We start from the raw sequence: 21,963 nt of genomic DNA, 5'->3' as shown, positions 1-21,963 counted from the left end.
GTGGGGTACTCACTGGGCAAGGTCGGTCCTGCCGTACCGGGTTGTACCGCTAGCGTCGCGGTATGACGGTGACTTGGGAAGAGCTGGGGTGGGAGCGGCTGGCGCCCGGGGTGGGCCGGTGCCGGCTGCCCGGCTGGGACTGCACCGCGGGCCTGGTTCTCGGCGCGGGTACGGCGCTGATGGTGGACGCCGGGTCGAGCCCGGCCGAGGGCGAGCGGCTGCGGACGGCGGCGCAGCGGCTGGCGGGGCACGGTGTGACCCATCTCGCGCTCACCCATCCCCACTTCGACCACGTCTTCGGCGCGGCCGCCTTCGCCGGGGCGGAGACGTACGGGGCGGTGGGCATCGACGCGGTGCTCGCGTACGAACGCGAGGAGCTGCGCCAGGACGCGGTCAGGAACGGCCTGCCGGCCCCGGACGCGGACGAGGCCGTCGCCGCCCTCCCCTCTCCCCGCCACCTGGTCTCCGGCGAGTGGACGCTGGACCTCGGCGACGGCCGCCAGGCGCTGCTGGCCAACGTGGGCCCCGGCCACACGGCCCACGATCTCGCGGTGCTCGTCCCCGGCACCCCGGAGATCGTCTTCTGCGGCGACCTGGTCGAGGAATCCGGCGAACCCCAGGCGGGCCCGGACGCCGTACCGTCCCGCTGGCCCGACGCCCTCGACCGGCTGCTCGCCCTCGGCGGCGAGGACGCGCTGTACGTGCCCGGTCACGGAGCGGTGGTGGACGCGGCGTTCGTACGACGCCAACGCGACGCGCTGGCAGCGCGTTTCGGCGTGTCATGAGTGCCGGTCGGCGGCTTCTCCTATCGTCATCCGAATGCGCCAGTACTCGCCGGACCTGACCCCGCCCTGGAAGAAGCCCAAGCCCGTTCCGGAGGTCCCGGCGGAGCCCGGCCTGGTGGTCGAGGAGCCCGGCACCGGCTTCTGCGGCGCGGTGATCCGCTGCGAGGCGGGCACGGTGACCCTGGAGGACCGCTTCGGCAAGCACCGGGTGTTCCCGCTGGAGCCACGGGGCTTCCTGCTGGAGGGCAGGGTGGTGACGCTGGTGCGCCCGTCCTCGGGCCCTGTCCGCCCCACCCGTACGGCATCCGGCTCGGTCGCCGTCCCCGGCGCACGCGCGCGCGTGGCCCGCGCCGGCCGCATCTACGTCGAGGGCCGGCACGACGCCGAACTGGTCGAGAAGGTCTGGGGCGACGACCTGCGCATCGAGGGCGTGGTCGTGGAGTACCTGGAGGGCGTGGACGACCTGCCGGCGATCGTGGCGGAGTTCGGTCCGGGCCCGGACGCGCGGCTGGGCGTGCTCGTGGACCACCTCGTCCCCGGCACGAAGGAGTGGCGCGTCGCGGAGTCGGTGACGAGCGAACACGCGCTGGTCGTCGGCCACCCGTACATCGACATCTGGGAGGCGGTGAAGCCGTCGTCCCTGGGGATCCCCGGCTGGCCGCGGGTGCCGCGCGGACAGGACTGGAAGACGGGGGTGTGCCGGGCGCTGGGGTGGCCGGAGAACACGGGGGCGGCTTGGCAGGGGATCCTGGGGCGGGTGCGGTCCTACAAGGACCTTGAGCCGGAGTTGCTGGGGCGGGTGGAGGAGTTGATCGACTTCGTCACGGCACCGCCCGCCTGACCCCGCTCAGTCCACCAGGTCCCGCACCACCGCGTCCGCAAGCAGCCGCCCGCGCAGGGTCAGCACCGCACGCCCCTCCTCGTACGGGCCTTCCTGCAGGAGTCCGTCCGCCAGCGCCCGCCGGGAAGCCGCAAGGCCCTCTTCCTTCAGCAGGGACAGCGGTACGCCCTCCCGCAGCCGCAGCTCCAGCAGGATCCGCTCCACCCGCCGGTCCTCGTCCGACAGCAGCTCGCGCCCGGCACCCGGCGACCGCCCCGACGCCAGCGCCGCCGCGTACGCGCCCGGGTGCTTGACGTTCCACCAGCGCACCCCGCCGACGTGCGAGTGCGCCCCGGGGCCCGCGCCCCACCAGTCCGCGCCCCGCCAGTACAGCTCGTTGTGCAGGCAGCGGGCCGCTTCCGAGGTGGCCCAGTTGGAGACCTCGTACCAGTCGAAGCCCGCCGCCGACATCCGCTCCTCCGCGATCAGGTAGCGGTCGGCGTGGACGTCGTCGTCCGTCATCGGGACCTCGCCCCGGCGGATGCGGCGGGCGAGCTGGGTGCCCTCCTCGACGATCAGGGCGTACGCGCTGATGTGGTCCGGCCCGGCGCCCAGCGCCGCGTCCAGCGAGGCCCGCCAGTCGTCGTCGGACTCGCCGGGGGTGCCGTAGATCAGGTCGAGGTTGACGTGCTCGAAGCCCGCGGCCTTCGCCTCCGCCACGCACGCCTCGGGGCGGCCCGGGGTGTGCGTCCGGTCCAGCACGCGCAGCACATGCTGCTTCGCGCTCTGCATGCCGAAGGAGATCCTGTTGAAGCCACCCTGCCGGAGGGTGGCGAGGTAGGCCGGGTCGACCGACTCCGGGTTCGCCTCCGTCGTGATCTCCGCGTCCGGCGCGAGACCGAACTCGTCGCGGATCGCGCCCAGCATCCGCACCAGGTCGTCGGCGGCCAGCAGCGTGGGCGTGCCGCCGCCGACGAAGACCGTACGGACCTCGCGCGGGTCGTCGCCGAGCACCTTGCGGGCCAGGCGGATCTCGTCGGTCAGGGTGTCCGCGTAGTTGTCCCGGGAGGCGAGCACTCCGCCGGTGCCGCGCAGCTCGGTCGCGGTGTACGTGTTGAAGTCGCAGTAGCCGCAGCGGGTCGCGCAGTACGGGACGTGCAGATAGAACCCGAGGGGTCGGTCGGCGGCACCGGCGAGCGCGGAGGCGGGCAGCGCGCCGTCGTCGGGGACCGGCTCGCCGTCGGGGAGTGCGGAAGGCATGTCCCCCATTGTCCCGTACGGCGCCGGTTACTCCGCCTGGAGCACCAGCAGGGCCAGGTCGTCCTCCGGCAGGCCGCCGCCGAAGTCGTGCACCAGGCGGCGGATCCTTTCCGCGATCAGGTCGGCGCTCAGGCCCGCACAGCCGGACAGGGCCCGCGCGAGCCCGTCACCGTCGTCGAACTGGCGGGAGCCGGAGCGGCGCTCGGTCACCCCGTCGGTGACGCACAGCAGGCTGTCGCCGGGCCGCAGCTCGATGGTCTCGCTGGTGTAGGTCTCGTCCTCCACGACGCCGAGCAGGGTCTGCGGGCGGGCGGCGGTGCGCACCTCGCCGTCGGGGCGCAGCAGCAGCGGCAGGGGGTGTCCGGCGGAGGCGAGGGTGCAGCGGACGCCGCCGTCGTGCGGGGTCAGCTCGCCGTACAGGAGGGACAGGAACCGGGTCTGCGGGCCGTCCCCGGGGACCAGGGGCCGGCCGCCGACGGCGACCAGCGCGCGGGCGGCCGCGTCGGCGGCCTCGGTGGCGTCGTCCAGGAGGAGCTGGTTGAGGCGGTCGAGGACGTCGGCGACCCGGTAGCCCTCGCGCGCGAGCAGGCGCAGCCACGGGCGGGCGAGTCCGATCACGACCGCCGCCTCGGGGCCCTTGCCCTGGACGTCGCCGACGGCGAAGCACCAGCGGCCGTCGCCCGCCGGGAAAAGGTCGTAGAAGTCGCCGCTGGGGCCGCCCTTGTCGCAGGGCTCGTAGACGAGCGCGCTGCTCACCCCGGGGATCTCGGCGACCGCGCCGGGCAGCAGGCCACGCTGCAGGACGGCGCTGATGGTGACCTGCCGGGCGTACTGGCGGGCCGCGCCGATGGCCAGCGCGACCCGGCGGCCGAGGTCCTCGACGAGCCCGGTGACCTCGTCGGGGAAGCGTTGCAGCCCGCAGCGGCCGATGACCAGCGTGCCCAGCGGGCGGCCGCCCGCGATCAGCCGGTACGCCAGCGCCGTGCCGTGGGCACCCTGCGGACCGAGCGCGTCGCCCGGCCAGGGGTACGGCTCCGGGCCGGACCGCAGCCCGTCCCGCGGGCACGGCGGGTCCTTCTCCAGGGCGCGGGTCAGCTCCTCGATGCGGTTCTCGCTGGCGTGCCAGACGCGCGCGGGCGCGCCGCCGTCGCCGCCGCGCAAGGTGGCCTCGTCCTCCAGCCACACCGCGCACCAGTCGGCGAGCCGGGGCACGATCAGCTGGCCGGTGAGGGCCGTGACCAGGGTCTCGTCCAGCTGCCCCGCGAGCAGGTCGGAGGCCTCGGCGAGGAAGGACAGCGCACCGCGGCCGAGCCATTCCCGGTCGGCTCCGGGACGCTGCGGCTGCGGAGCGAGGGCCTCGGCGGCCGCCAGGGTGTGGTCCGGGGCGGGCCCCTCCGGCTCCTCCTTCCCGCCGGCGGGCAGCCGCGCCCACACCGTCTTGGTGCCGGTGCGGTAGGTGACGCCCCAGGACTCGGCGAGGGTGGCCACCAGGCGCAGGCCGCGCCCATGGTCGGGGGCGTCGCACGGCGCCTCGCCGCCCGCGGGGTCGCGCGGCGCGCGCGCCGGGTGCTGGTCGCGCACCTCCACCATGAACGCGCCCCCCTCCTCCAGGCGCCAGTCGACCTCCAGCTCCGTGCCCGCGTGTACGACGGCGTTGGTGACGAGTTCGCTGACGACGGCCATGGCGTCGTCGGCCTGCCGTGCGGACTCCTCCGGATCGGTGAGCCCCCGGTCGCACCACTCGGCGAACGCGGCGCGCACCAGCGCACGGGCGGAGCCGGGCGCGAGGGGACTGCCGGGCAGGGTGGCGTGTCCCTGTGCCCCACAGTCGTAGGTCTCGCTCTCCCGCTGCGCCGGTATGGCCGCCATGTCCATGCGGCCAGGGTGACAGAGGGGCCCCAGACCTGTGCGCTGAGTTACCGAAGTGGACAGGCGCGCGTGAGAACTGTGCTACGGGTGTGCTCGAACACGGTCGGAAAGTGTGCGGAATTCGAGCATCCGCCCGTCTCAGTCCTCTCGGTCGTCCCGGTCCGTCAGTCCTCGATGTACCGGATGAGCACGCGCAGCGTCGTGCCGCGTTCGGTCCGCCAGGTCACCTCGTCCCCCACCTCCCGCCACAGCAGTGCCTTGCCCAGGGCCGAGTCGGGGCTCAGCCGCTCCGCCTCGTCACCGGCGAGCAACGCTATTTCGTACGCCGTGATCCCCGGTTCGTCCGGGTCCTCGACGCCGACCAGGCAGCCCGGTACGACGACGGCTCCGCCGGTGTAGGACGGGTCGGGGACGACCTGGTCGAGCAGGGCCCGCAGGAAGCTCCGCCGTTCCTTCAGCGCCTCGCGCCGCTTCTCGTGGTCGGCCAGCTGGGCCTTCCGGGAGGAGGAGTCGACGGCCACCACCTCGGGCAACGGCAGGTCGAGCACGTCCTGCACCCGCTCGAGTTCCCGCTGCACCCGCCGGTGGGCGCCCAGACTGATCCGGTCGACGCGCAGGCGCGGCAACGGTCGCTCGGGAGCGGGGGCGGCCGTCTCGCTGGTCCGCACGGGCTGCCGCGGCAGGGCAGGCAGCGTGGGCTGGGCGGCCGTCCGGCCGGTCGCGTTCCGGGCCACGGGCTGCTGCCGGTCCGCCGCTCCGGCTCCCGTCGGCCGCCGGTCCACGCGGAGCAGCTCCGTCGTACGGCCCTGGGCGGCTTCGGGTGAGCCGGGCGCGTGGTAGCGGGCCACGCCGACCTGGCCGTCGTCCCCGAGGACGGGTACGTCCACGCGCGCGATCGCGGCCCGGATCATCGCCTGTACCTCGGCATGGGCCAGCCGTGCGACGGGCCGTCCACCGCGCAGGACCTCCACGGCATCGACCCCCGGGAAACCGGGCACTCCCGCCGCACTGAGAAAGCGAGCGGAACCGGCCACGGCCGAGCGCAGACTGAACGCGTGCTGGGCCGCGTTGACTTCGTCCCGGTGGAGACGGGCCACGGAGACCAGGGCGGGGGCGGCGGGACCGGTTTGCGGTACGGCTGGGGCGGTTGGCCGGGTTGGTGGTGTTGCCGCTTGTGCCGGGCGGGGACGCGGGACGGAGGGTCGGGGCTGTGGAAGGGACGGTCGGGGCTGCGGCACGGACGCTCGGGTCTGCCGTACGGCGTCGCGGGTCGGGGGTTCGGCCGGAGCGGTAGCCGGCGCGGCCGGGTCGGCCGGGTCGGCCGGTCGGGTCTCCTTGTCGGCGTCAGCCAGCCGGACGTCCCGGTCGGCGTCAGCCAGTCGCGGCTCCCGGCCCGCACCGGCCGTCGCCCCTTCGATGCCCAGCCGGTCCAGCTCTGCCCACAGGGGTTCGAGGGCCCGTTCCGGGTCGAGGAAGAAGCGGCTGCCGCGGATGCGCACGAACGTCCAGCCGACCCGCTCCAGTTCACGCTGGCGTGCCGCGTCCGCGTCCGCGTTCTCCTCGTTGTGGAAGGCGTCGCCGTCGCACTCCACGGCCAGGCGCCTGGTTCCGCCCTCGACGACGAGGTCGATGCGGTAGCGGCCGGCCGGATACTGCGGCCGTACCCGGTATCCCCGGGCCCGCAGGGCCAGGTACACGCGCTGCTCGAAGAGGCTGTCGAACGCCTCGTGCGGCACGTCCGGACGGACCTCGCCGAGCCCCGCGCCGTCCTGGTCCTCGGCCGGCCGGGAGAACCAGTCCAGGTAGGCGCGCCGCAGGTCGGTCTCGCCCCACTCCGTGAGCGTCACGCTGTGGAAGAGCCACACCTGGTCGCGGGCCCGGGAGGCGGCCACATTGAGGTGCTGCCGGTTGAGGGCGCTGCTGTAGGGGCCGATGCGGCGCGGTCCGTCCGGGCCGGTGAGCGAGGCGACCGTGCCGATGAAGACGACGTCGCGCTCGTCCCCCTGGAACTCCTCGGCGTTGCCCACGCGCAGCCGCCGCCGCTGCCGCTCGTCGAGCGGGATCCGGTCGGCCAGCAGATCCTCGATGAGGAACTTCTGCCCGGCTCCGAGCAGGGTGATCACGCCCATGCTGCGGCCGGCGTAGGCGGGGTCCGCGATGCAGCGGGCGACGGTGTCCACCAGCCGCTCGGCCTCGGGCCGGTTGACCTGCTTCTGCCCGCTGCCCTCCACCCAGCCGTCGGCCACGTGGACCGCGCGCAGCGGCGGCAGCCGGTCGGCGCCGTACTGCCGCAGGGGCTGGAGCCGGCCGCCGTAGCAGAGGTCGTTGGAGAAGGCGATGATCTCCGGCATGCAGCGGAAGTGCTCCTGGAGCATCAGCCGGCCGCGGCCGCCGGCGAGTCCGGAGGCGATGTCGAAGAGGCTGGCGGTCGGCGTGAACAGGTTGCGGCGGGCGGCGGGCAGTTCGGCGAGCAGCCGCCGCTGGAGGGCGAACTGCTCGTCGTGGTCGACGCCGACCTGGGCCGGGCTGACCTGCTGGTCGTCACCGACGACCACGACCTTCGCGCCGAGCCAGGCGAGCAGCAGCGCCTCCGGCCCGGACTGGCTCGCCTCGTCGATGATCACCACGTCGAAGCGGCCGGCCCGGTCCATGGGGACCGTCTCGGTCACCTGGTGCAGCGGCATGATCCAGGCGGGTACGGCCTCCTGGCTGGCCTGGAGGCTCTCCCGCGCCTGCCTGCGGTAGGTGGCCGCGTACTTGCCGGTGCCCTTGCCGAGCCTGCGGACGTTCTGCTGGTACGAGGTGAGGGCCACGGCCTGGTCGTCGGTGAGCCGGGACAGGCAGCTGAACCAGGCCTTGTCGGCCGCCAGCCGCTCCAGGCCGATGCGGATGTCGGCGTCCGCCTTGGCGAGCAGGCGCAGTTGCCGCGTCTCGGCCTCGGGGTCGGTCAGGTCCGTCATGCGGGCGTGCCAGGCCGACCAGGCCCAGGCCGCCTCGAACTCCGTCAGGCGCGTGTCCCAGGCGGGGTCGTCCGGTGCCGACTCCAACGCGTCCGCGATGTAGGGGAGTTCGGCCGCGACCACCCGGTAGGCGTCGTCGCACGTCTTCTTGCGGTTCAGTGCCTCGCGCAGGTCGTCCAGCTCGCCGACCGCGGCGCCGTAGGCCTCCGCGTCGCGGGCCTCGGCGGCAGCGCGCGCCCGCTCCACCGCCGCCGTCGCACCGCGCCGGTGGGCGGCGGCCCGGAGCACGTCGATCGCGACGTCGAGCAGCGCGCGGGCGGGGTCGGCGGCGCGGCGGCCCGCTCGCGCGCGCAGCGCCGCGCGGACGGTGCGCACCCGCTCCTCGTCTCCCCAGTCGACGCCCGCGAGCCCCGGCGCGGGCGCCGCCGCGCGCGCCACGTCCTGGCGCAGGTCGGCGAGGGTGGTGAGGGCGGTGAGGGTGGCGATGTCCTGACGCAGCCGGGTCATACGCCGGTTGACGCTCTGCCAGGCCTCGGCGCCCTCGCCCCACTCCTGCTCGACGTCCTGCAGGTGCCGTTCCAGGGTGACGCGGTGTGCCACGGCGGACGCGGCGGCCTCCGTGTCGACGGTGCGGCCGTCGACCCGCACGGTCTCGGGGAAGTCGCCGACCGCCTTGCGCAGCCGGGTCTTCAGGCCGAGCGGGCCGCGCAGCTTCTCGCCGGCGGCGAGGCCGTCGCGCAGAGAGGTGGCCAGCCCCAGCGCCGTCGGCACGTCGTACGACTCCAGGCCGCTGACCAGGGTGGAGCCTAGGGCCCCTGCCGCCTGCTCGACCGCGGTCAGGGCCGCCGCGGTACGTGCGTGCCGGTCGCGGGTTACGAGGTCCTGCCCGGCGATGATCTCGCGGCGCAGTGCGGCGGCCCAGTCGGCGGGCAGGGTGGCCGCCGCGGCGGAGGCCGCCGTGAACTGGTCCAGGGCCGCGGCCAGCTGGTCCTGCTGCGCGACGGTCAGGGTGGACACGGCGTCGTCCAGACGCGAGGCGGAGCCGTCCTGACGGAGTGCGGCGAGGTCGGCCTCGGCCTCCCGGACGGTCTCGACCGCCTCGGCGAACGCGGGCCCGGTGGGCAGGCGCCCCGGATCGGGCAACGCGGCGGTCACCGTGGCCGCGAGGGCGCGGTGCCGGTCGGTGAAGGCGAGGGCCGCGCGCCGCAGGACCGTCAGGGCCGCGGGGTCGAGCGTGGGTGCCTCCGCGGGGACGGCGCCGAGCCACGCGTACCGCGGGCGCTCGGCGGCGAGGCGTTCGGCGATGCGGGTCAGGGTGCCCTCGTAGTCGCCGATCTCGGCCGGATGGCGGTAGGTCTCCTGTTCCCGCAGGGCCCGCAGGGACTTGAGGGCGAGCGCCTGCGCGGAGCGCGCGGACCTGAGGCGCTCCTCGTGATCCTGGATGCGCCGGCGGTAGGCGCGCGCGGAGAAGTCACCCTGCCGGTCCAGGATGGCCTTGACCGACTGTTCCAGTTCCTGCTGTCCGGCTCCGTCGTCGGTACGGCTGACGCACAGTTCGCGGATGCTGGCGGGGAGTTTGTCCCGCAGGACCTTCAGGGCACGGGCCGTGTGGCTGGTGATCAGGACCCGGTTGCCGTGGGCGAGCAGGTCGGTGACCAGGTTGGCGATGGTGTGGGTCTTGCCGGTGCCGGGCGGGCCCTGCACCACGACCAGGTCGCGGTCGCGCAGCCGCTCGGCGATGGTGCGCTGCTCGTCGTTGGAGGGCAGGGCGAAGTACAGCTCGGGCTGGGCGCCGCGGGCCTCCGGGGTGCCGGGCTCGCCCAGCGGCCGGTCGCCGCCGGCCCCGGCGACGGCGCGGAGCAGCGCGGTGGGTTCGGCGCCCTGTTCGATGTGCAGGGCGACACCGCGCAGGGCTTCGAGCATGCTGCGCCGGGTGCGCTCCCTGAGCAGCAGCACGGGCGCGAAGCTGACGACCGGCACGGCGGGGTCTCCCGTCGCGCGGTGCCGGACGGGTGAGGGGTCGTAGCGGCCCGCTTCGTGGGCGGCGAAGGTCCAGGTGGTGAGCGCGCGATGCAGCGGGTCGGCGAGCATCGCGTCCGTGGTGTCGCCGGCGGCTTCCAGCTCCTGGCGGACCAGGGCGCGGATCTCGGCGCGGGCCTTCTGCCCGGCGTCGAGCATGGACTCCTCGAGGACCGGGCTGCCGTGCTCCGGGTCGGGTCCGACGGTGATGGCCCCGGTGTCGGGGTCGATGGCGATGACGGCCCGGCAGGTGACGAGGTGCCGGCGGATCGGCTCGCTCTGGGCGGACCAGGTCAGATGGCCGAAGCCGACGACGAGTTCGAAGCTCTCGCCGAGTTCGGAGGCGTCCACGCACAGGCGGTAGAGGCGGTCGTAGGCGCGGACGACCGGTTTCGTGGCGCGGTCGCGCGCCGCCCACTTCTCCCACTGGCGCGACCAGGAGGCGTACTGCTCGTGCACGACGTCGCGGTGGGGGTCGTCGGCGAGGGCGACCGTGCGGTGCCCGGCGCGTGAACTGCCGCCCGCCGACACCTCGTCGGCCGGGATGTCCGCCTCGGTGCGCGGCGCGGGCGGCTCCTCCCGCTCGGAGTCGCGGATCTCCCGGCCGTCCAGCCAGTGGGCGAGCGGCAGGGGCGGGGCCGGCGGGTCGTGCCGTACGGGCCGGTCGGCCCGCAGCCACAACGGGGTGTCACCGGGGACGGCTTCGGTGAGGAAGCAGGCGAACTGCTCGGGCAGATCGGCGAACCACATCGGGTGCCGGGCGTCGTCGTGTGTGCGTACCGGCCTGGTGCGGCTTTCGCCGACCTCCGCGAGATAACGGAAGACGTGACGGACGACATCGTCGGGCGTCGCGGCGGACACGGGCACGCTCACCTCGCTGAACTGGCGGAACCCACATGTGGAGGGATTGTGTGCATCCTAGGGGGCGGGTCTGACACTCGTGTCGTTTCCGCCTGTTCCGGGCATGGGACGGCCCCGGAGGGCGAAGTGCCTTCCGGGGCCGGAGGGTTGTCTCAGCCTTCGCGCGTGCCCGCGTACATCTCGTCGATCAGGGCCTTGTACGTCCGCTCGACCACCGGACGCTTCAGTTTCAGGCTCGGCGTGATCTCGCCGTGCTCGACATCGAGGTCACGCGGCAGCAGGCGGAACTTCTTGATGGTCTGCCAGCGCTGCAGGCCCTCGTTGAGCTGCTTGACGTAGCCGTCGACCATCTCGACCGTCTGCGGGGCCGCGACGATCTCGGCGTACGACTTGCCCGCCAGGCCGTTCTCCTTGGCCCACTGCAGGATGGCGATCTCGTCGAGCGCGATGAGGGCGGTGCAGTAGTTCCGGTCGGCGCCGTGCACCAGGATGTTGGAGACGTACGGGCACACCGCCTTGAACTGGCCCTCGACCTCGGCCGGGGCGACGTACTTGCCGCCGGAGGTCTTGATGAGGTCCTTCTTGCGGTCGGTGATGCGCAGGTAGCCGTCGGGCGACAGCTCACCGATGTCGCCGGTGTGGAACCAGCCGTCGCTCTCCAGCACCTCGGCGGTCTTCTCGGGCTGCTGGTGGTAGCCGTCCATGATGCCGGGGCCGCGCAGCAGGATCTCGCCGTCGTCCGCGATGCGCACCTCGCAGCCGGGCAGCGGCTTGCCGACGGTGCCCGTGCGGTAGGCCTCGCCGGGGTTGACGAAGGAGGCCGCGGAGGTCTCGGTGAGGCCGTAGCCCTCCAGGATGTGAATGCCGGCGCCGGCGAAGAAGTAGCCGATCTCGGGGGCGAGGGCGGAGGCGCCCGAGACACAGGCGCGCAGCCGGCCGCCGAAGGCGTCCCGCAGCTTGGAGTAGACGAGGGCGTCGGCGACCTTGTGCTTGGCGCCGAGGCCGAACGGCACGGCGTGGGTGCCGGTGCGGCGGAAGTTGTCCTGCGAGACCTTGGCGTACTCGCGGGCGACCTCGGCGGCCCACTGGAAGATCTTGTACTTGGCCCCGCCGCCCTCGCGGGCCTTGGCCGCGACGCCGTTGTAGACCTTCTCGAAGATGCGCGGCACGGCCGCCATGTACGTCGGCTGCACCACCGGAAGGTTCTCGATGATCTTGTCGACGCGGCCGTCGACGGCGGTGACGTGGCCGACCTCGATCTGGCCGGAGGTCAGGACCTTGCCGAAGACGTGGGCGAGCGGCAGCCACAGGTACTGCACGTCCTCGCCGCTGATCAGGCCGGTCGCCGCGATGGCCTTCGCCATGTACGCCCAGTTGTCGTGCGGCAGGCGCACGCCCTTGGGGCGGCCGGTGGTGCCGGAGGTGTAGATGAGGGTGGCGAGCTGGTCGCTGGTGAGCGCGCCGACCCGCTCCTTGATCAGCTCGGGGTGCTTCTCCAGGTAGGCGGCGCCGCGCTGCTCCAGCTCGGTGAGGGTGGTCACCCAGTCGTTCGTCTCGACGCCGGCCGGGTCGATGACCACGACCTTGGTCAGCGCGGGCAGCTCGCCGCGCTTCTCCACCGCCTTGGCGACCTGGGCCGCGTCCTCGGCGATCAGCACCCGGCTCTCGGAGTCGGAGAGGATGAACGCGGACTCGTCGGCGTTGGTCTGCGGGTAGACGGTGGTGGTGGCGCCGCCCGCGCACATGATGCCGAGGTCGGCGAGGATCCACTCGACGCGGGTCGAGGAGGCGAGCGCCACCCGCTGCTCCGGCTGCAGACCCAGTTCGATGAGCCCGGCCGCGATCGCGTACACCCGCTCGGCCGCCTCGCCCCAGCTCAGCGACTTCCAGTCGTCGGGGCCCTGGCCGGAGGCGGGCGGGACCGGGTAGCGGTAGGCCTCGGCGTCCGGTGTGGCCGCCACGCGCTCCAGGAAGAGGGCCGCCACGGACGGCGGACGGTTCTCGATCAGGGTCTGTGTGTCGCTCACGACATCCTCCGGGGCCCGCGACAGTGCGGCTGGCTCAAGTGCGGCTGGGTTAACTCACGGGTGTGGTCAGGGCTTGTTGTTTAACTCGCGAGTAACTATCGAGCAGGGATCAGAGTAAGGGGCGACCGGCCGCTGCGTAAGGGGCATCGGCCTGTCACTTTCCACGCAGAGCGACGCTACGCACGCGTAGGGGCCCGCCGCGCTTTCGCACGACGAGCCCCTGTTGTGCCCGGTTTGCGGACACAGCCCGCTGTTACCGTTGGTTACTTCTTGCCCTTGGCCGACCCCGCGCTGTCATCGCTGGACAGGACCGCGATGAAGGCCTCCTGCGGAACCTCCACGGAACCCACCATCTTCATCCGCTTCTTGCCTTCCTTCTGCTTCTCCAGCAGCTTCCGCTTACGGGAGATGTCACCGCCGTAGCACTTGGCGAGGACGTCCTTGCGGATGGCACGGATGGTCTCGCGGGCGATGACCCGGGAGCCGATGGCGGCCTGGATCGGCACCTCGAAGGCCTGCCGCGGGATGAGCTCACGCAGCTTGGCGACGAGCCGCACCCCGTACGCGTACGCGGCGTCCTTGTGGGTGATCGCCGAGAAGGCGTCCACCTTGTCGCCGTGCAGCAGGATGTCGACCTTGACCAGGCTGGAGGTCTGCTCGCCGGTGGGCTCGTAGTCGAGGGACGCGTAGCCGCGGGTCTTGGACTTCAGCTGGTCGAAGAAGTCGAAGACGATCTCCGCGAGCGGGAGGGTGTAACGGATCTCGACCCGGTCCTCGGAGAGGTAGTCCATGCCGAGCAGGGTGCCGCGCCGGGTCTGGCACAGCTCCATGATCGAGCCGATGAACTCGGTGGGCGCCAGGATGGTGGCGCGCACGACCGGCTCGTACACCTCGCCGATCTTCCCCTCGGGGAACTCGCTCGGGTTGGTGACGATGTGCTCGCTACGGTCCTCCATGACCACGCGGTAGACCACGTTGGGCGCGGTGGCGATCAGGTCGAGGCCGAACTCGCGCTCCAGCCGCTCCCGGATCACGTCCAGGTGCAGCAGGCCGAGGAAACCGACGCGGAAGCCGAAGCCGAGGGCGGCGGAGGTCTCCGGCTCGTAGACCAGCGCGGCGTCGTTGAGCTGCAGCTTGTCGAGGGCCTCGCGCAGCTCGGGGTAGTCGGAGCCGTCGAGCGGATACAGACCCGAGAAGACCATCGGCTTCGGGTCCTTGTAGCCGCCGAGCGCCTCGGTGGCGCCCTTGACCTGGCTGGTGACGGTGTCACCGACCTTGGACTGGCGGACGTCCTTCACGCCGGTGATCAGGTAGCCCACCTCGCCCACGCCGAGACCGTCGGCCGGGAGCATCTCAGGCGAGTTGGTCCCGATCTCCAGCAGCTCGTGGGTGGCGCCGGTCGACATCATCTTGATGCGCTCGCGCTTGTTGAGCTGGCCGTCGATGACACGGACGTAGGTCACGACACCGCGGTAGGAGTCGTAGACCGAGTCGAAGATCATCGCGCGGGCCGGCGCGTCGGCGACCCCGACCGGTGCCGGGATCTCCTTGACGACCTTGTTGAGCAGCGCGTCGACGCCGAGGCCGGTCTTGGCGGAGACCTTGAGCACGTCCGACGGGTCGCAGCCGACCAGGTTCGCCAGCTCCTCGGCGAACTTCTCCGGCTGCGCCGCCGGCAGGTCGATCTTGTTCAGCACGGGGATGATCGTGAGGTCGTTCTCCATCGCCAGGTAGAGGTTGGCGAGGGTCTGCGCCTCGATGCCCTGGGCGGCGTCGACGAGGAGGATGGTCCCCTCGCAGGCGGCCAGCGACCGCGAGACCTCGTAGGTGAAGTCGACGTGCCCCGGGGTGTCGATCATGTTGAGGATGTGCGTCGTGCCCTGGTCGGGGCCCTCGGTCGGGGCCCAGGGCAGACGCACCGCCTGGGACTTGATCGTGATGCCGCGCTCGCGCTCGATGTCCATCCGGTCGAGGTACTGAGCACGCATCTGCCGCTGCTCGACCACACCGGTCAGCTGGAGCATCCGGTCGGCGAGCGTGGACTTGCCGTGGTCGATGTGCGCGATGATGCAGAAATTGCGGATCAGCGCCGGGGCGGTACGGCTCGGCTCGGGCACATGGTTAGGGGTCGCGGGCACGCAGGGTCCTGTCTCTTGAGGCGCCTTATGCCTCGGGTCGGATCGATACGTAGTCTCCATGGTCCCACGCGAAGGGACCGAGGACCGTTTTGGGCCGCTCGCAGGGCCACTGGTACTGTAGATGGCTGTGCCTCATGCCCTCTCAGCGCGAGGCACGACAGAAAATTTTTGGATCACCGGTACGGGACCCGAGCGGCCCCGCACCAAGAACCTGAAAAGGCTCCTTCGTGGCGAACATCAAGTCCCAGATCAAGCGGATCAAGACCAACGAGAAGGCTCGGCTGCGCAACAAGGCCGTCAAGTCCTCCCTGAAGACCGCGATCCGCAAGGCCCGTGAGGCCGCTGCCGCGGGTGACGTCGAGAAGGCCACCGAGCTGCAGCGCGCTGCCGCGCGTGCGCTCGACAAGGCCGTCTCCAAGGGCGTCATCCACAAGAACCAGGCCGCCAACAAGAAGTCGGCGCTTGCTTCCAAGGTCACGTCCCTCAAGGGCTGAAACTCCCTTCTGATCTGACCGCCGGAAGGACCCAGAGCGGGCCCTCTCTCATCCGCTCCCGACCGGCACCCCAGGAGTCACACGCGGCCTGCGTTCGCCACGCGGGTGTGATTCCGAGAGCTTGAACCCGAGGCCCCGGTGCCCTCCCTTCCCCAGGGTGGGCGGCGGGGCCTTCGGCATGGCCGCCCCGGGCCTTCGCGTCACGACCACCTTCGCGTCACGACCAGAAGGCGTTGTCCTTGTCGATGTCCGGTACACACTCGTCGATGTCGGTGATCTTGTCCCCGACGATCCGGAGGATCAGGCATCCGTCCTCGTGGTAGCGCCTGCCCTCGCGTTCCGCGGTGACGTGGTGCAGGGCCACGGCGTGGCCCCGACCGTCGACGAACACGCTGCGCAGGTCCACGCGCAGGCTGCCGCCGGTCTCCTGGAAGAGCCGGCCGTACATGCCGATGACCGCGTCCTGTCCCTTGAAGTCACCGGACAGCGGATGACTGCCGGGCACGTGATGGGTGACGTCCGCCGCCATCAATCCGCGCAGAGTGTCCATGTCGACACGGAGGAAGGCGTCGTAGCCCTTGCGGACGAGGGTTGCGTGCGGGTGTTCAGCCATGGTGATCGCCACCTTTCAGTGCGTCGGCCATGTACGGCTGATACCTGAGATTCTCCTCGCCAAGGGCCCTTGAGCGACTGGATCAGCCCCGGCCCCTGGACCGCGCGGCCCGGGCGATCGTCACGACCGCCTTCTCCAGCGCGTACTCGGGGTCGTCGCCGCCGCCCTTCACGCCCGCGTCGGCCTCGGCCACCGCCCGCAGCGCCACGGCCACCCCGTCCGGCGTCCAGCCCCGCATCTGCTGGCGCACCCGGTCGATCTTCCACGGTGGCATGCCCAGCTCACGGGCCAGATCGGCGGGCCGGCCGCCGCGCGCCGACGACAGCTTCCCGATCGCCCGCACCCCCTGGGCCAGCGCGCTGGTGATCATCACCGGAGCCACCCCGGTGGCCAGCGACCACCGCAGCGCCTCCAGCGCCTCCGCCGTACGGCCCTCCACCGCCCGGTCGGCGACCGTGAAGCTGGACGCCTCGGCCCGCCCGGTGTAGTACCGCCCGACGACGGCCTCGTCGATCGTCCCCTCGACGTCGGCGACGAGCTGCGCCACCGCCGAGGCCAGCTCGCGCAGGTCGCTGCCGATCGCGTCGACCAGCGCCTGGCACGCCTCGGGCGTGGCCGACCGCCCGAACCCCCGGAACTCCCCTCTCACGAACGCCAGCCGGTCCGCCGGCTTGGTCATCTTCGGACAGGCCACCTCCCGCGCCCCGGCCTTGCGCGCGGCGTCCAGCAGCCCCTTGCCCTTCGCACCGCCCGCATGCAGCAGCACGAGGGTGATCTCCTCCGCGGGCGCCCCCAGGTACGCCTTCACGTCCTTGATCGTGTCGGCCGAGAGATCCTGCGCATTGCGTACGACCACGACCTTGCGCTCGGCGAAGAGCGAGGGACTCGTCAGCTCGGCGAGCGTGCCGGGCTGCAACTGGTCCGGGGTCAGGTCCCGTACGTCCGTGTCGGCGTCGGCGGCCCTGGCAGCGGCCACCACCTCCTGCACGGCACGGTCGAGCAGGAGGTCCTCCTGGCCCACGGCAAGGGTCACCGGGGCGAGAGGGTCGTCATTCGCAGTCTTCCTGGCCATCGCCTACAGCATCCCACGCGGCACTGACAACGAACCGGCCGCGCACCCCGACCGGTCCCTGAGCGAACCCGGAGTCCGTCTCGGGGTCACGGCTCCTCGCGCCAGCCGTCCCACTCCTCCGCGAAGGCGTCCAGTTCGGCGGGGTCCAGGCGTCCGGTCTCGTCGTGCAGGACCAGCAGCCACTGGGCGTCCTCCGCGTCGTCCTCGCCGGCCAGGGCGTCCCGGACGAGCTGGGGCTCCTCGTCGATGCCGAAGCGCTCCCCGAGCGCCTCTGCCGCCTCCTCGGCGGCATCGCGGTCGGGCAGCACCAACACGTGTCTCACATCGCTCACGGCCCCATTCTCCGGCACCCCCGCATCGCGGGAATCCAGCACAAGCGCCGGAACCGATCCGAGCTAGTCGTTCCGGTTCTGGCTGCGCACCGTGGGCACACGGCTCAACCCGATCCCGAACCGCTCCCGGTACACCGCCAGCACCTCCTCGTCCGTCCCCAGTTCCCTCGTCTCCTACCGTCCGTCGGGGGCCGTCGTCGTCAACGCCCGGCCGCTGAGGGTGATCCGCCCGCCGTCCTCCGTGACCCGTGAGCACACCAGGGACCGGGTGAAGTGCGACTGCGGCGAGGTGCTGTGCCACCAGGCCCCGGCCACGAAGTCCCCGAGCGCGCGGGGTCGCGTCTCCAGCCGGTACTGCGGCCTGCCGTTGCGTACGACGTCCAGATCCGGGGCCCCGGCCGAGCCCGCCCCGCCGCCGAGCACTCCGGCGGGGTCCGGACCGGCCTCCGCCACCCGGAACGTCCCGCCGGGGTCCGGCTGCTCCCCGCGTTCCGCGAACGCCAGCGGATAGTGGTTGTGCGCCCCGAACCCCACGTCGACGAGCCAGTCCCCGCCGTCCGCCGTCCGCACCCGCAGCGCGAGATGGTCGTACGGGATGCCGAGTCGCCCTTCGTCGCCGTACACCCGCGCCGCCAGCAGCCGGACCTCGTAGCCGAGGGCGGCGAGCAACGCCCCGAACCCGCCGTTGAGTTCGTAGCAGAAGCCGCCCCGCCGAGCCTCGACCACCTTGTCCAGCAGCCGCTTCTCCTCCAGCACGATCTCCTCGCCGAGGTGGATGGACAGGTTCTCGAAGGGCACGGTCCGCAGATGGCGCAGGTGCAGCTCGCGCAGGGCCTCGGTGGTGGGGTGCTGCGGACGGGTGGCCCCGAGGCGGTGGAGATAGGCGTCTGCCTGTGCTGGGTTCATGCACCCAGTCTGGGCGAACAGCCGCTCCTCGGTCTCTGATCACCTGTACTCCGGTCTCTGATCATCTGTGTTCCTCAGTCCCTCGTGACCCGCACCTCCCCGTCCGTCCCGTCGCCTCCGCCGACCGCGAGCGCTCCGTCCCGGTCCGTGCGCAGTACCGTCGCCCCTCCGGCCCTGAGCGCGGCGACGGTCGCCGGTGCCGGGTGGCCGTACGGGTTGTCGACGCCGCAGGAGATGAGTGCCACCCGCGGGGCCGCGAGCCGTATCAGGTCCGGGTCCTGGTAGGCCGAGCCGTGGTGGGCCACCTTCAGTACGTCCACTCCCGCCAGCTGGGCCGCGGCCGGGGAGTGCAACAGGGCCTGCTGGGCGGGGGGTTCGAGGTCCCCGAGCAGCAGCAGTCGTAGTCCGCCGGACCGGACGAGCAGGGCGACACTGGCGTCGTTGGGTCCGTCCGGCTCCGGTACCGCGGCCTGGCCCGGGGCCGGGGCGGCGGGTGGCCACAGCACCCGCCAGGCCAGCGGTCCGCTGCGCCGCTCCTCCCCGGCCACGGCCCGAGTGACCGGGATGTGCCGTTCCGCCGCCTCCTTTCTCACGAACTCGGCCTGGTCCGCCGGTTCTTCGAAGTCCGTTGTCTCGATCGCGGCCACCGAGCGACCCCGCAGGACACCGGGCAGCCCCGCGACGTGGTCCGCGTGGAAGTGGGTCAGGACGACCAGGGGGATGCGGGTGATGCCCAGTTCCCGCAGGCAGTGGTCGACCAGTGCGGGGTCGGGTCCGGTGTCCACGACCACCCCGGCTCCCTCGCCGGCCGCCAGCACGGTCGCGTCGCCCTGCCCGACATCGCACATCGCGTACCGCCAGTCCGGCGGCGGCCAGCCCGTGACCACCCGGGTCAGCGGTGCCGGCCGCACCACCACCAGCAGGAGCAGCACACCGAGGGCACCGCACCACCAGGGGTGCCGCAGCAGCCGCCGGCCGGCCAGGACGACAGCCACGGTGACCGCCGTGAGCAGCAACGCCCCGCGCCAGCTCCCCGGCCAGTCCACTCCCGCACCGGGCAACGCCGCCCCGGTCCGGGCGACCCCCGCGATCCATCCGGCGGGCCAACCGGCGCACCACGCCAGCGCTTTGGCCGGCGGCATCGCCACCGGTGCCATGGCGAGAGCGGCGAACCCCAGCACCGTGGCCGGAGCGACCGCCACCTCGGCCAGCAGGTTGCAGGGCACCGCCACCAGGCTCACCCTGGCCGACAGCACCGCCACGACCGGCGCGCACACGGCCTGCGCGGCCGCGGCCGCGGCCAGCCCCTCGGCGAGCCGGGCCGGCACCCGGCGCCGCTGCAGCGCCTCGCTCCAACCGGGCGCCAGGACGAGCAGCGCGCCGGTGGCCAGCACGGAGAGCAGGAAGCCGAAACTGCGGGCCAGCCAGGGGTCGTACAGCACGAGCAGGAGGACGGCCGTGGCCAGCGCCGGGACCAGGGATCTGCGGCGCCCTGTGGCCAGGGCGAGCAGGGCGACCGAGCCGCAGGCCGCGGCCCGCAGCACGCTGGGGTCGGGCCGGCACACGATCACGAAGCCGAGCGTGAGCGCTCCCGCGAACAGGGCGGTGGCCCGCAGCGAGAGCCCCAGGCGCGGGGCGAGTCCGCGGCGCTCGACACGCTGGGCAAGACCGGGCGGTCCGATGAGCAGGGCGAGCAGGATCGTAAGGTTGCTGCCCGAGACGGCGAGCGTGTGCGCCAGGTCCGTCTCCTTGAAGGCGTCGTCCAGTTCGGGTGTGATCCGCGAGGTGTCGCCGACGACCAGCCCGGGAAGCAGCGCCCGGGCGTCGGCCGGCAGCCCCTCGGTCGCCTCCCGCAATCCGGCCCTGAGCCGACCCGCCAGCCGCTGCGGCCCGCTCGGCCCCGCGACGACTTCCGGCACGGGCTCGCTCCGCACCCGCAGCACGGCCGCCGTTCGGTCGCCGCCCGTCAGGGCGGGCGCCAGCCGGGCGTTCACCCGTAGCCGGGTGGACGGCAGCAGCCCTAGCCAGCCCGGACTCGCGCCGCGCATGCCCCGCGCGCCGGTCACGTCCCCCGTGGGAGGTGCGCGCGGCGCCGGAGTGGCCGCGTCGACGACCAGCAGCACGGGAGTTCGCGTCCGTGCACCGGCACCGTCGCCCTCCGTCACGCGCCGCACCTCCGCCCTGGCCAGCACCGCTACGGGCGCCGCGTGATCACCCCGTACCCGGGGCCTGCTCTGCCAGGGGTCGCCGGTCAGCTCGACCTCGGCGGTCACGGTCGCGAACCGCCGCGCCAGCTCGGGCACCGGCCCGCGCCGCACATCCGCCCCGTGCAGCCCCGCGGAGGCGGCAGCCGCGGCTACGCAGAGGAGCACGGCGGCGACCGGGACACGGGCGCAGGCGAACCGGACGGGCGGCCGCCCAGCCCTCCCCCACCGCCGGGCCGACAGCAGGACGACTCCGGCGAGCAGACAGGCGAGCGCGATGCCGGCACTCCAGCCCGGCGGAGCATCGAGGACCAGGGCAGCCGTCGCCCAGGCCGCGAGTGCCGGCGGCACCAGGCGAAGGTCGGTCGGAGCCGGCGGCGGCTGCTCGGCGGGGCCGCTCATGGCCGCACCATGGTCCGCAGGTCGGCGAAGCGGCGGTCGCCGATGCCGTTGACCTGGCGCAGCTCGTCCACCGAGCGGAAGCCGCCGTGTCGGGTGCGGTAGTCGATGATGTGCTGGGCCAGCACGGGGCCGACTCCGGGCAGGGTGTCGAGCTGGTCCGCGGTCGCCGTGTTGAGGGAGACCGGGGCCGCGGGTCCCGTCCCCGCCACTCCGGAGCCCACACCGCTGCCGGGCCCGGGCGGGGCGGCCGCCGCTCCCGCGGGCGCACCGACCAGGACCTGCTCGCCGTCCACCAGGAAGCGCGCCCGGTTGAGCCCCTCGGTACTCGCACCCGGCCGCACCCCGCCCGCGGCCCGCAGCGCGTCGGCCACCCGCGAGCCCGCCGGCAACCGCCGGATCCCGGGCCTGCGGACCTTGCCGCTGACGTCCACGACGATCTCCCCACCCGGCGTCGCCGATGCGCTCATGGCGCCACCGGACTTGGTGTCCTCGTCCCTCCTGGCGAACGGTTCCTCGGCGCGCACCACTTGGGGAGCGCTCACGGTCTGCGTCCGGCCGGCCCAGAAGTGCTGGACGGCGAACACGGCGGCCACCAGCAGCACCACGGCGAGCGCGACCACTCCCCGCCGCTCCACCCCGCACCGCACCTGCAACCACACCGGCAACCGCTCCCGGAGAGCGAGCCCGGCCCGCTCCCGCAGGCCCGGCACGACAGGTTCGGCCGTCTCCGAGTGGCCTGCTGGGCCGGGCAGTTGCCCCTCGGACACCCTGGCCGGACCTGACCGAGTGGACAGCGTGCGTGCCCCGCCGAGTCCGGGCAACGCCGTACTCACCCCTGGCGCCGCCCCCGTCGCGGTCCTCAACCCTGGCGCCGCCCCCGTCGCGGTCCTCAACCCGGGCGCCGCCCCCACCGCCATCGTCGTACGCGCGGGCGACTGCCCGTCCGGCGGAGCGTTGCCCGACTCCCGCCATTCCACGGCCCGTTCGCCGAAGAGAATTTCCGCGCGGCGGCGCAACTCCTCCGCGGGTGCGGGCATGCGGTGTCGGGCGTGGCGCCGGTCGGTGGGGCGGCGGCGGATGCGCCCGTCGGAGCTGGGGCCGCGGCCCGGTCCGCTGGTCGGGGTGGCGGTGCGTGAACGTGATCGAAGTGCCATGCGACGAGGATGGGGCATCTCGCCGCTTCGCGATGATCTTGGTCAAT

At 73.0% G+C, this 21,963-nt stretch carries 13 protein-coding genes and 1 pseudogene; 3 read left to right on the top strand and 11 right to left on the bottom strand.

Annotation, left to right across the window (positions count from 1 at the left end):
- The first annotated feature begins 62 nt into the window (after positions 1-62).
- Together CRP49_RS20800 and CRP49_RS20795 are read left to right on the top strand one after the other, a co-directional pair.
- Positions 63-785: an MBL fold metallo-hydrolase gene (locus tag CRP49_RS20800; RefSeq protein WP_097254726.1), complete on the top strand. Its 723-nt coding sequence runs from the start codon at positions 63-65 to the stop codon at positions 783-785.
- A gap of 34 nt (positions 786-819) precedes the next feature.
- Positions 820-1,626 (top strand): DUF3097 domain-containing protein, encoded by an 807-nt coding sequence (locus CRP49_RS20795; RefSeq protein ID WP_097254725.1) that lies wholly within the window; start codon positions 820-822, stop codon positions 1,624-1,626.
- Positions 1,627-1,632: 6 nt separating this feature from the next.
- Here the strand turns inward: CRP49_RS20795 and hemW are convergent, their stop codons facing one another.
- The 5 genes from hemW to lepA all read right to left on the bottom strand — a co-directional run bounded on the left by hemW (position 1,633) and on the right by lepA (position 14,739).
- Entirely contained in the window at positions 1,633-2,865 is a 1,233-nt protein-coding gene (gene hemW / locus CRP49_RS20790; RefSeq protein ID WP_097254724.1) for a radical SAM family heme chaperone HemW, read from the bottom strand.
- A 27-nt stretch (positions 2,866-2,892) separates the two neighbouring features.
- Entirely contained in the window at positions 2,893-4,734 is a 1,842-nt protein-coding gene (locus tag CRP49_RS20785) for a SpoIIE family protein phosphatase (RefSeq protein WP_097257463.1), read from the bottom strand.
- A 164-nt stretch (positions 4,735-4,898) separates the two neighbouring features.
- Entirely contained in the window at positions 4,899-10,580 is a 5,682-nt protein-coding gene (locus tag CRP49_RS20780; RefSeq protein WP_097254723.1) for an AAA domain-containing protein, read from the bottom strand.
- A gap of 146 nt (positions 10,581-10,726) precedes the next feature.
- Complete coding sequence (locus CRP49_RS20775; protein ID WP_097254722.1) at positions 10,727-12,601, bottom strand: long-chain fatty acid--CoA ligase; 1,875 nt, start codon at positions 12,599-12,601, stop codon at positions 10,727-10,729.
- A 263-nt stretch (positions 12,602-12,864) separates the two neighbouring features.
- Positions 12,865-14,739, bottom strand: a complete 1,875-nt coding sequence (gene lepA / locus CRP49_RS20770; protein WP_097254721.1) for a translation elongation factor 4 — start codon at positions 14,737-14,739, stop codon at positions 12,865-12,867.
- Between the two features lie 227 nt (positions 14,740-14,966).
- Between lepA and rpsT the strand changes: the two genes are divergently transcribed.
- Positions 14,967-15,233 (top strand): 30S ribosomal protein S20, encoded by a 267-nt coding sequence (gene rpsT, locus CRP49_RS20760; protein WP_067006864.1) that lies wholly within the window; start codon positions 14,967-14,969, stop codon positions 15,231-15,233.
- Between the two features lie 217 nt (positions 15,234-15,450).
- Here rpsT and CRP49_RS20755 read toward each other — a convergent pair whose 3' ends face one another.
- From CRP49_RS20755 to CRP49_RS20730, 6 genes and pseudogenes are all read right to left on the bottom strand, one after another.
- Positions 15,451-15,846, bottom strand: coding sequence for a nuclear transport factor 2 family protein (locus tag CRP49_RS20755; protein ID WP_097257462.1), 396 nt, complete (start codon positions 15,844-15,846; stop codon positions 15,451-15,453).
- Between the two features lie 82 nt (positions 15,847-15,928).
- Positions 15,929-16,918 carry a DNA polymerase III subunit delta gene (gene holA / locus CRP49_RS20750; protein ID WP_094221136.1) on the bottom strand — a complete coding sequence of 330 codons (990 nt, stop codon included), beginning with the start codon at positions 16,916-16,918 and terminating at the stop codon, positions 15,929-15,931.
- An 86-nt stretch (positions 16,919-17,004) separates the two neighbouring features.
- On the bottom strand, positions 17,005-17,250 hold the full coding sequence (locus CRP49_RS20745; protein WP_094221137.1) for a hypothetical protein: 246 nt from the start codon (positions 17,248-17,250) through the stop codon (positions 17,005-17,007).
- Positions 17,251-17,313: 63 nt separating this feature from the next.
- Positions 17,314-18,156, bottom strand: a pseudogene (locus CRP49_RS20740) (arylamine N-acetyltransferase).
- A gap of 74 nt (positions 18,157-18,230) precedes the next feature.
- Positions 18,231-20,762 carry a ComEC/Rec2 family competence protein gene (locus tag CRP49_RS20735; RefSeq protein ID WP_097254719.1) on the bottom strand — a complete coding sequence of 844 codons (2,532 nt, stop codon included), beginning with the start codon at positions 20,760-20,762 and terminating at the stop codon, positions 18,231-18,233.
- Positions 20,759-21,916 (bottom strand): ComEA family DNA-binding protein, encoded by a 1,158-nt coding sequence (locus CRP49_RS20730; RefSeq protein WP_097254718.1) that lies wholly within the window; start codon positions 21,914-21,916, stop codon positions 20,759-20,761. The genes CRP49_RS20735 and CRP49_RS20730 overlap by 4 nt, the downstream gene beginning before the upstream one ends.
- Between the last annotated feature and the right edge of the window lie 47 nt (positions 21,917-21,963).

It is taken from the genome of Streptomyces sp. Ag109_G2-15 (genome assembly GCF_900215565.1).
GTDB lineage: Bacteria > Actinomycetota > Actinomycetes > Streptomycetales > Streptomycetaceae > Streptomyces > Streptomyces diastatochromogenes.
Note: the sequence above shows the minus strand (reverse complement) of the source record. Positions and strands in the feature narration are given on the sequence as shown.

Coding starts and splice junctions, on each gene's coding strand:
- holA (WP_094221136.1), bottom strand. CDS start 16,918: ATGGCCAGGAAGACTGCGAATGACGACCCTCTCGCCCCGGTGACCCTT.
- CRP49_RS20735 (WP_097254719.1), bottom strand. CDS start 20,762: ATGAGCGGCCCCGCCGAGCAGCCGCCGCCGGCTCCGACCGACCTTCGC.
- CRP49_RS20795 (WP_097254725.1), top strand. CDS start 820: ATGCGCCAGTACTCGCCGGACCTGACCCCGCCCTGGAAGAAGCCCAAG.
- CRP49_RS20730 (WP_097254718.1), bottom strand. CDS start 21,916: ATGGCACTTCGATCACGTTCACGCACCGCCACCCCGACCAGCGGACCG.
- CRP49_RS20785 (WP_097257463.1), bottom strand. CDS start 4,734: ATGGCGGCCATACCGGCGCAGCGGGAGAGCGAGACCTACGACTGTGGG.
- CRP49_RS20800 (WP_097254726.1), top strand. CDS start 63: ATGACGGTGACTTGGGAAGAGCTGGGGTGGGAGCGGCTGGCGCCCGGG.
- hemW (WP_097254724.1), bottom strand. CDS start 2,865: ATGCCTTCCGCACTCCCCGACGGCGAGCCGGTCCCCGACGACGGCGCG.
- CRP49_RS20755 (WP_097257462.1), bottom strand. CDS start 15,846: ATGGCTGAACACCCGCACGCAACCCTCGTCCGCAAGGGCTACGACGCC.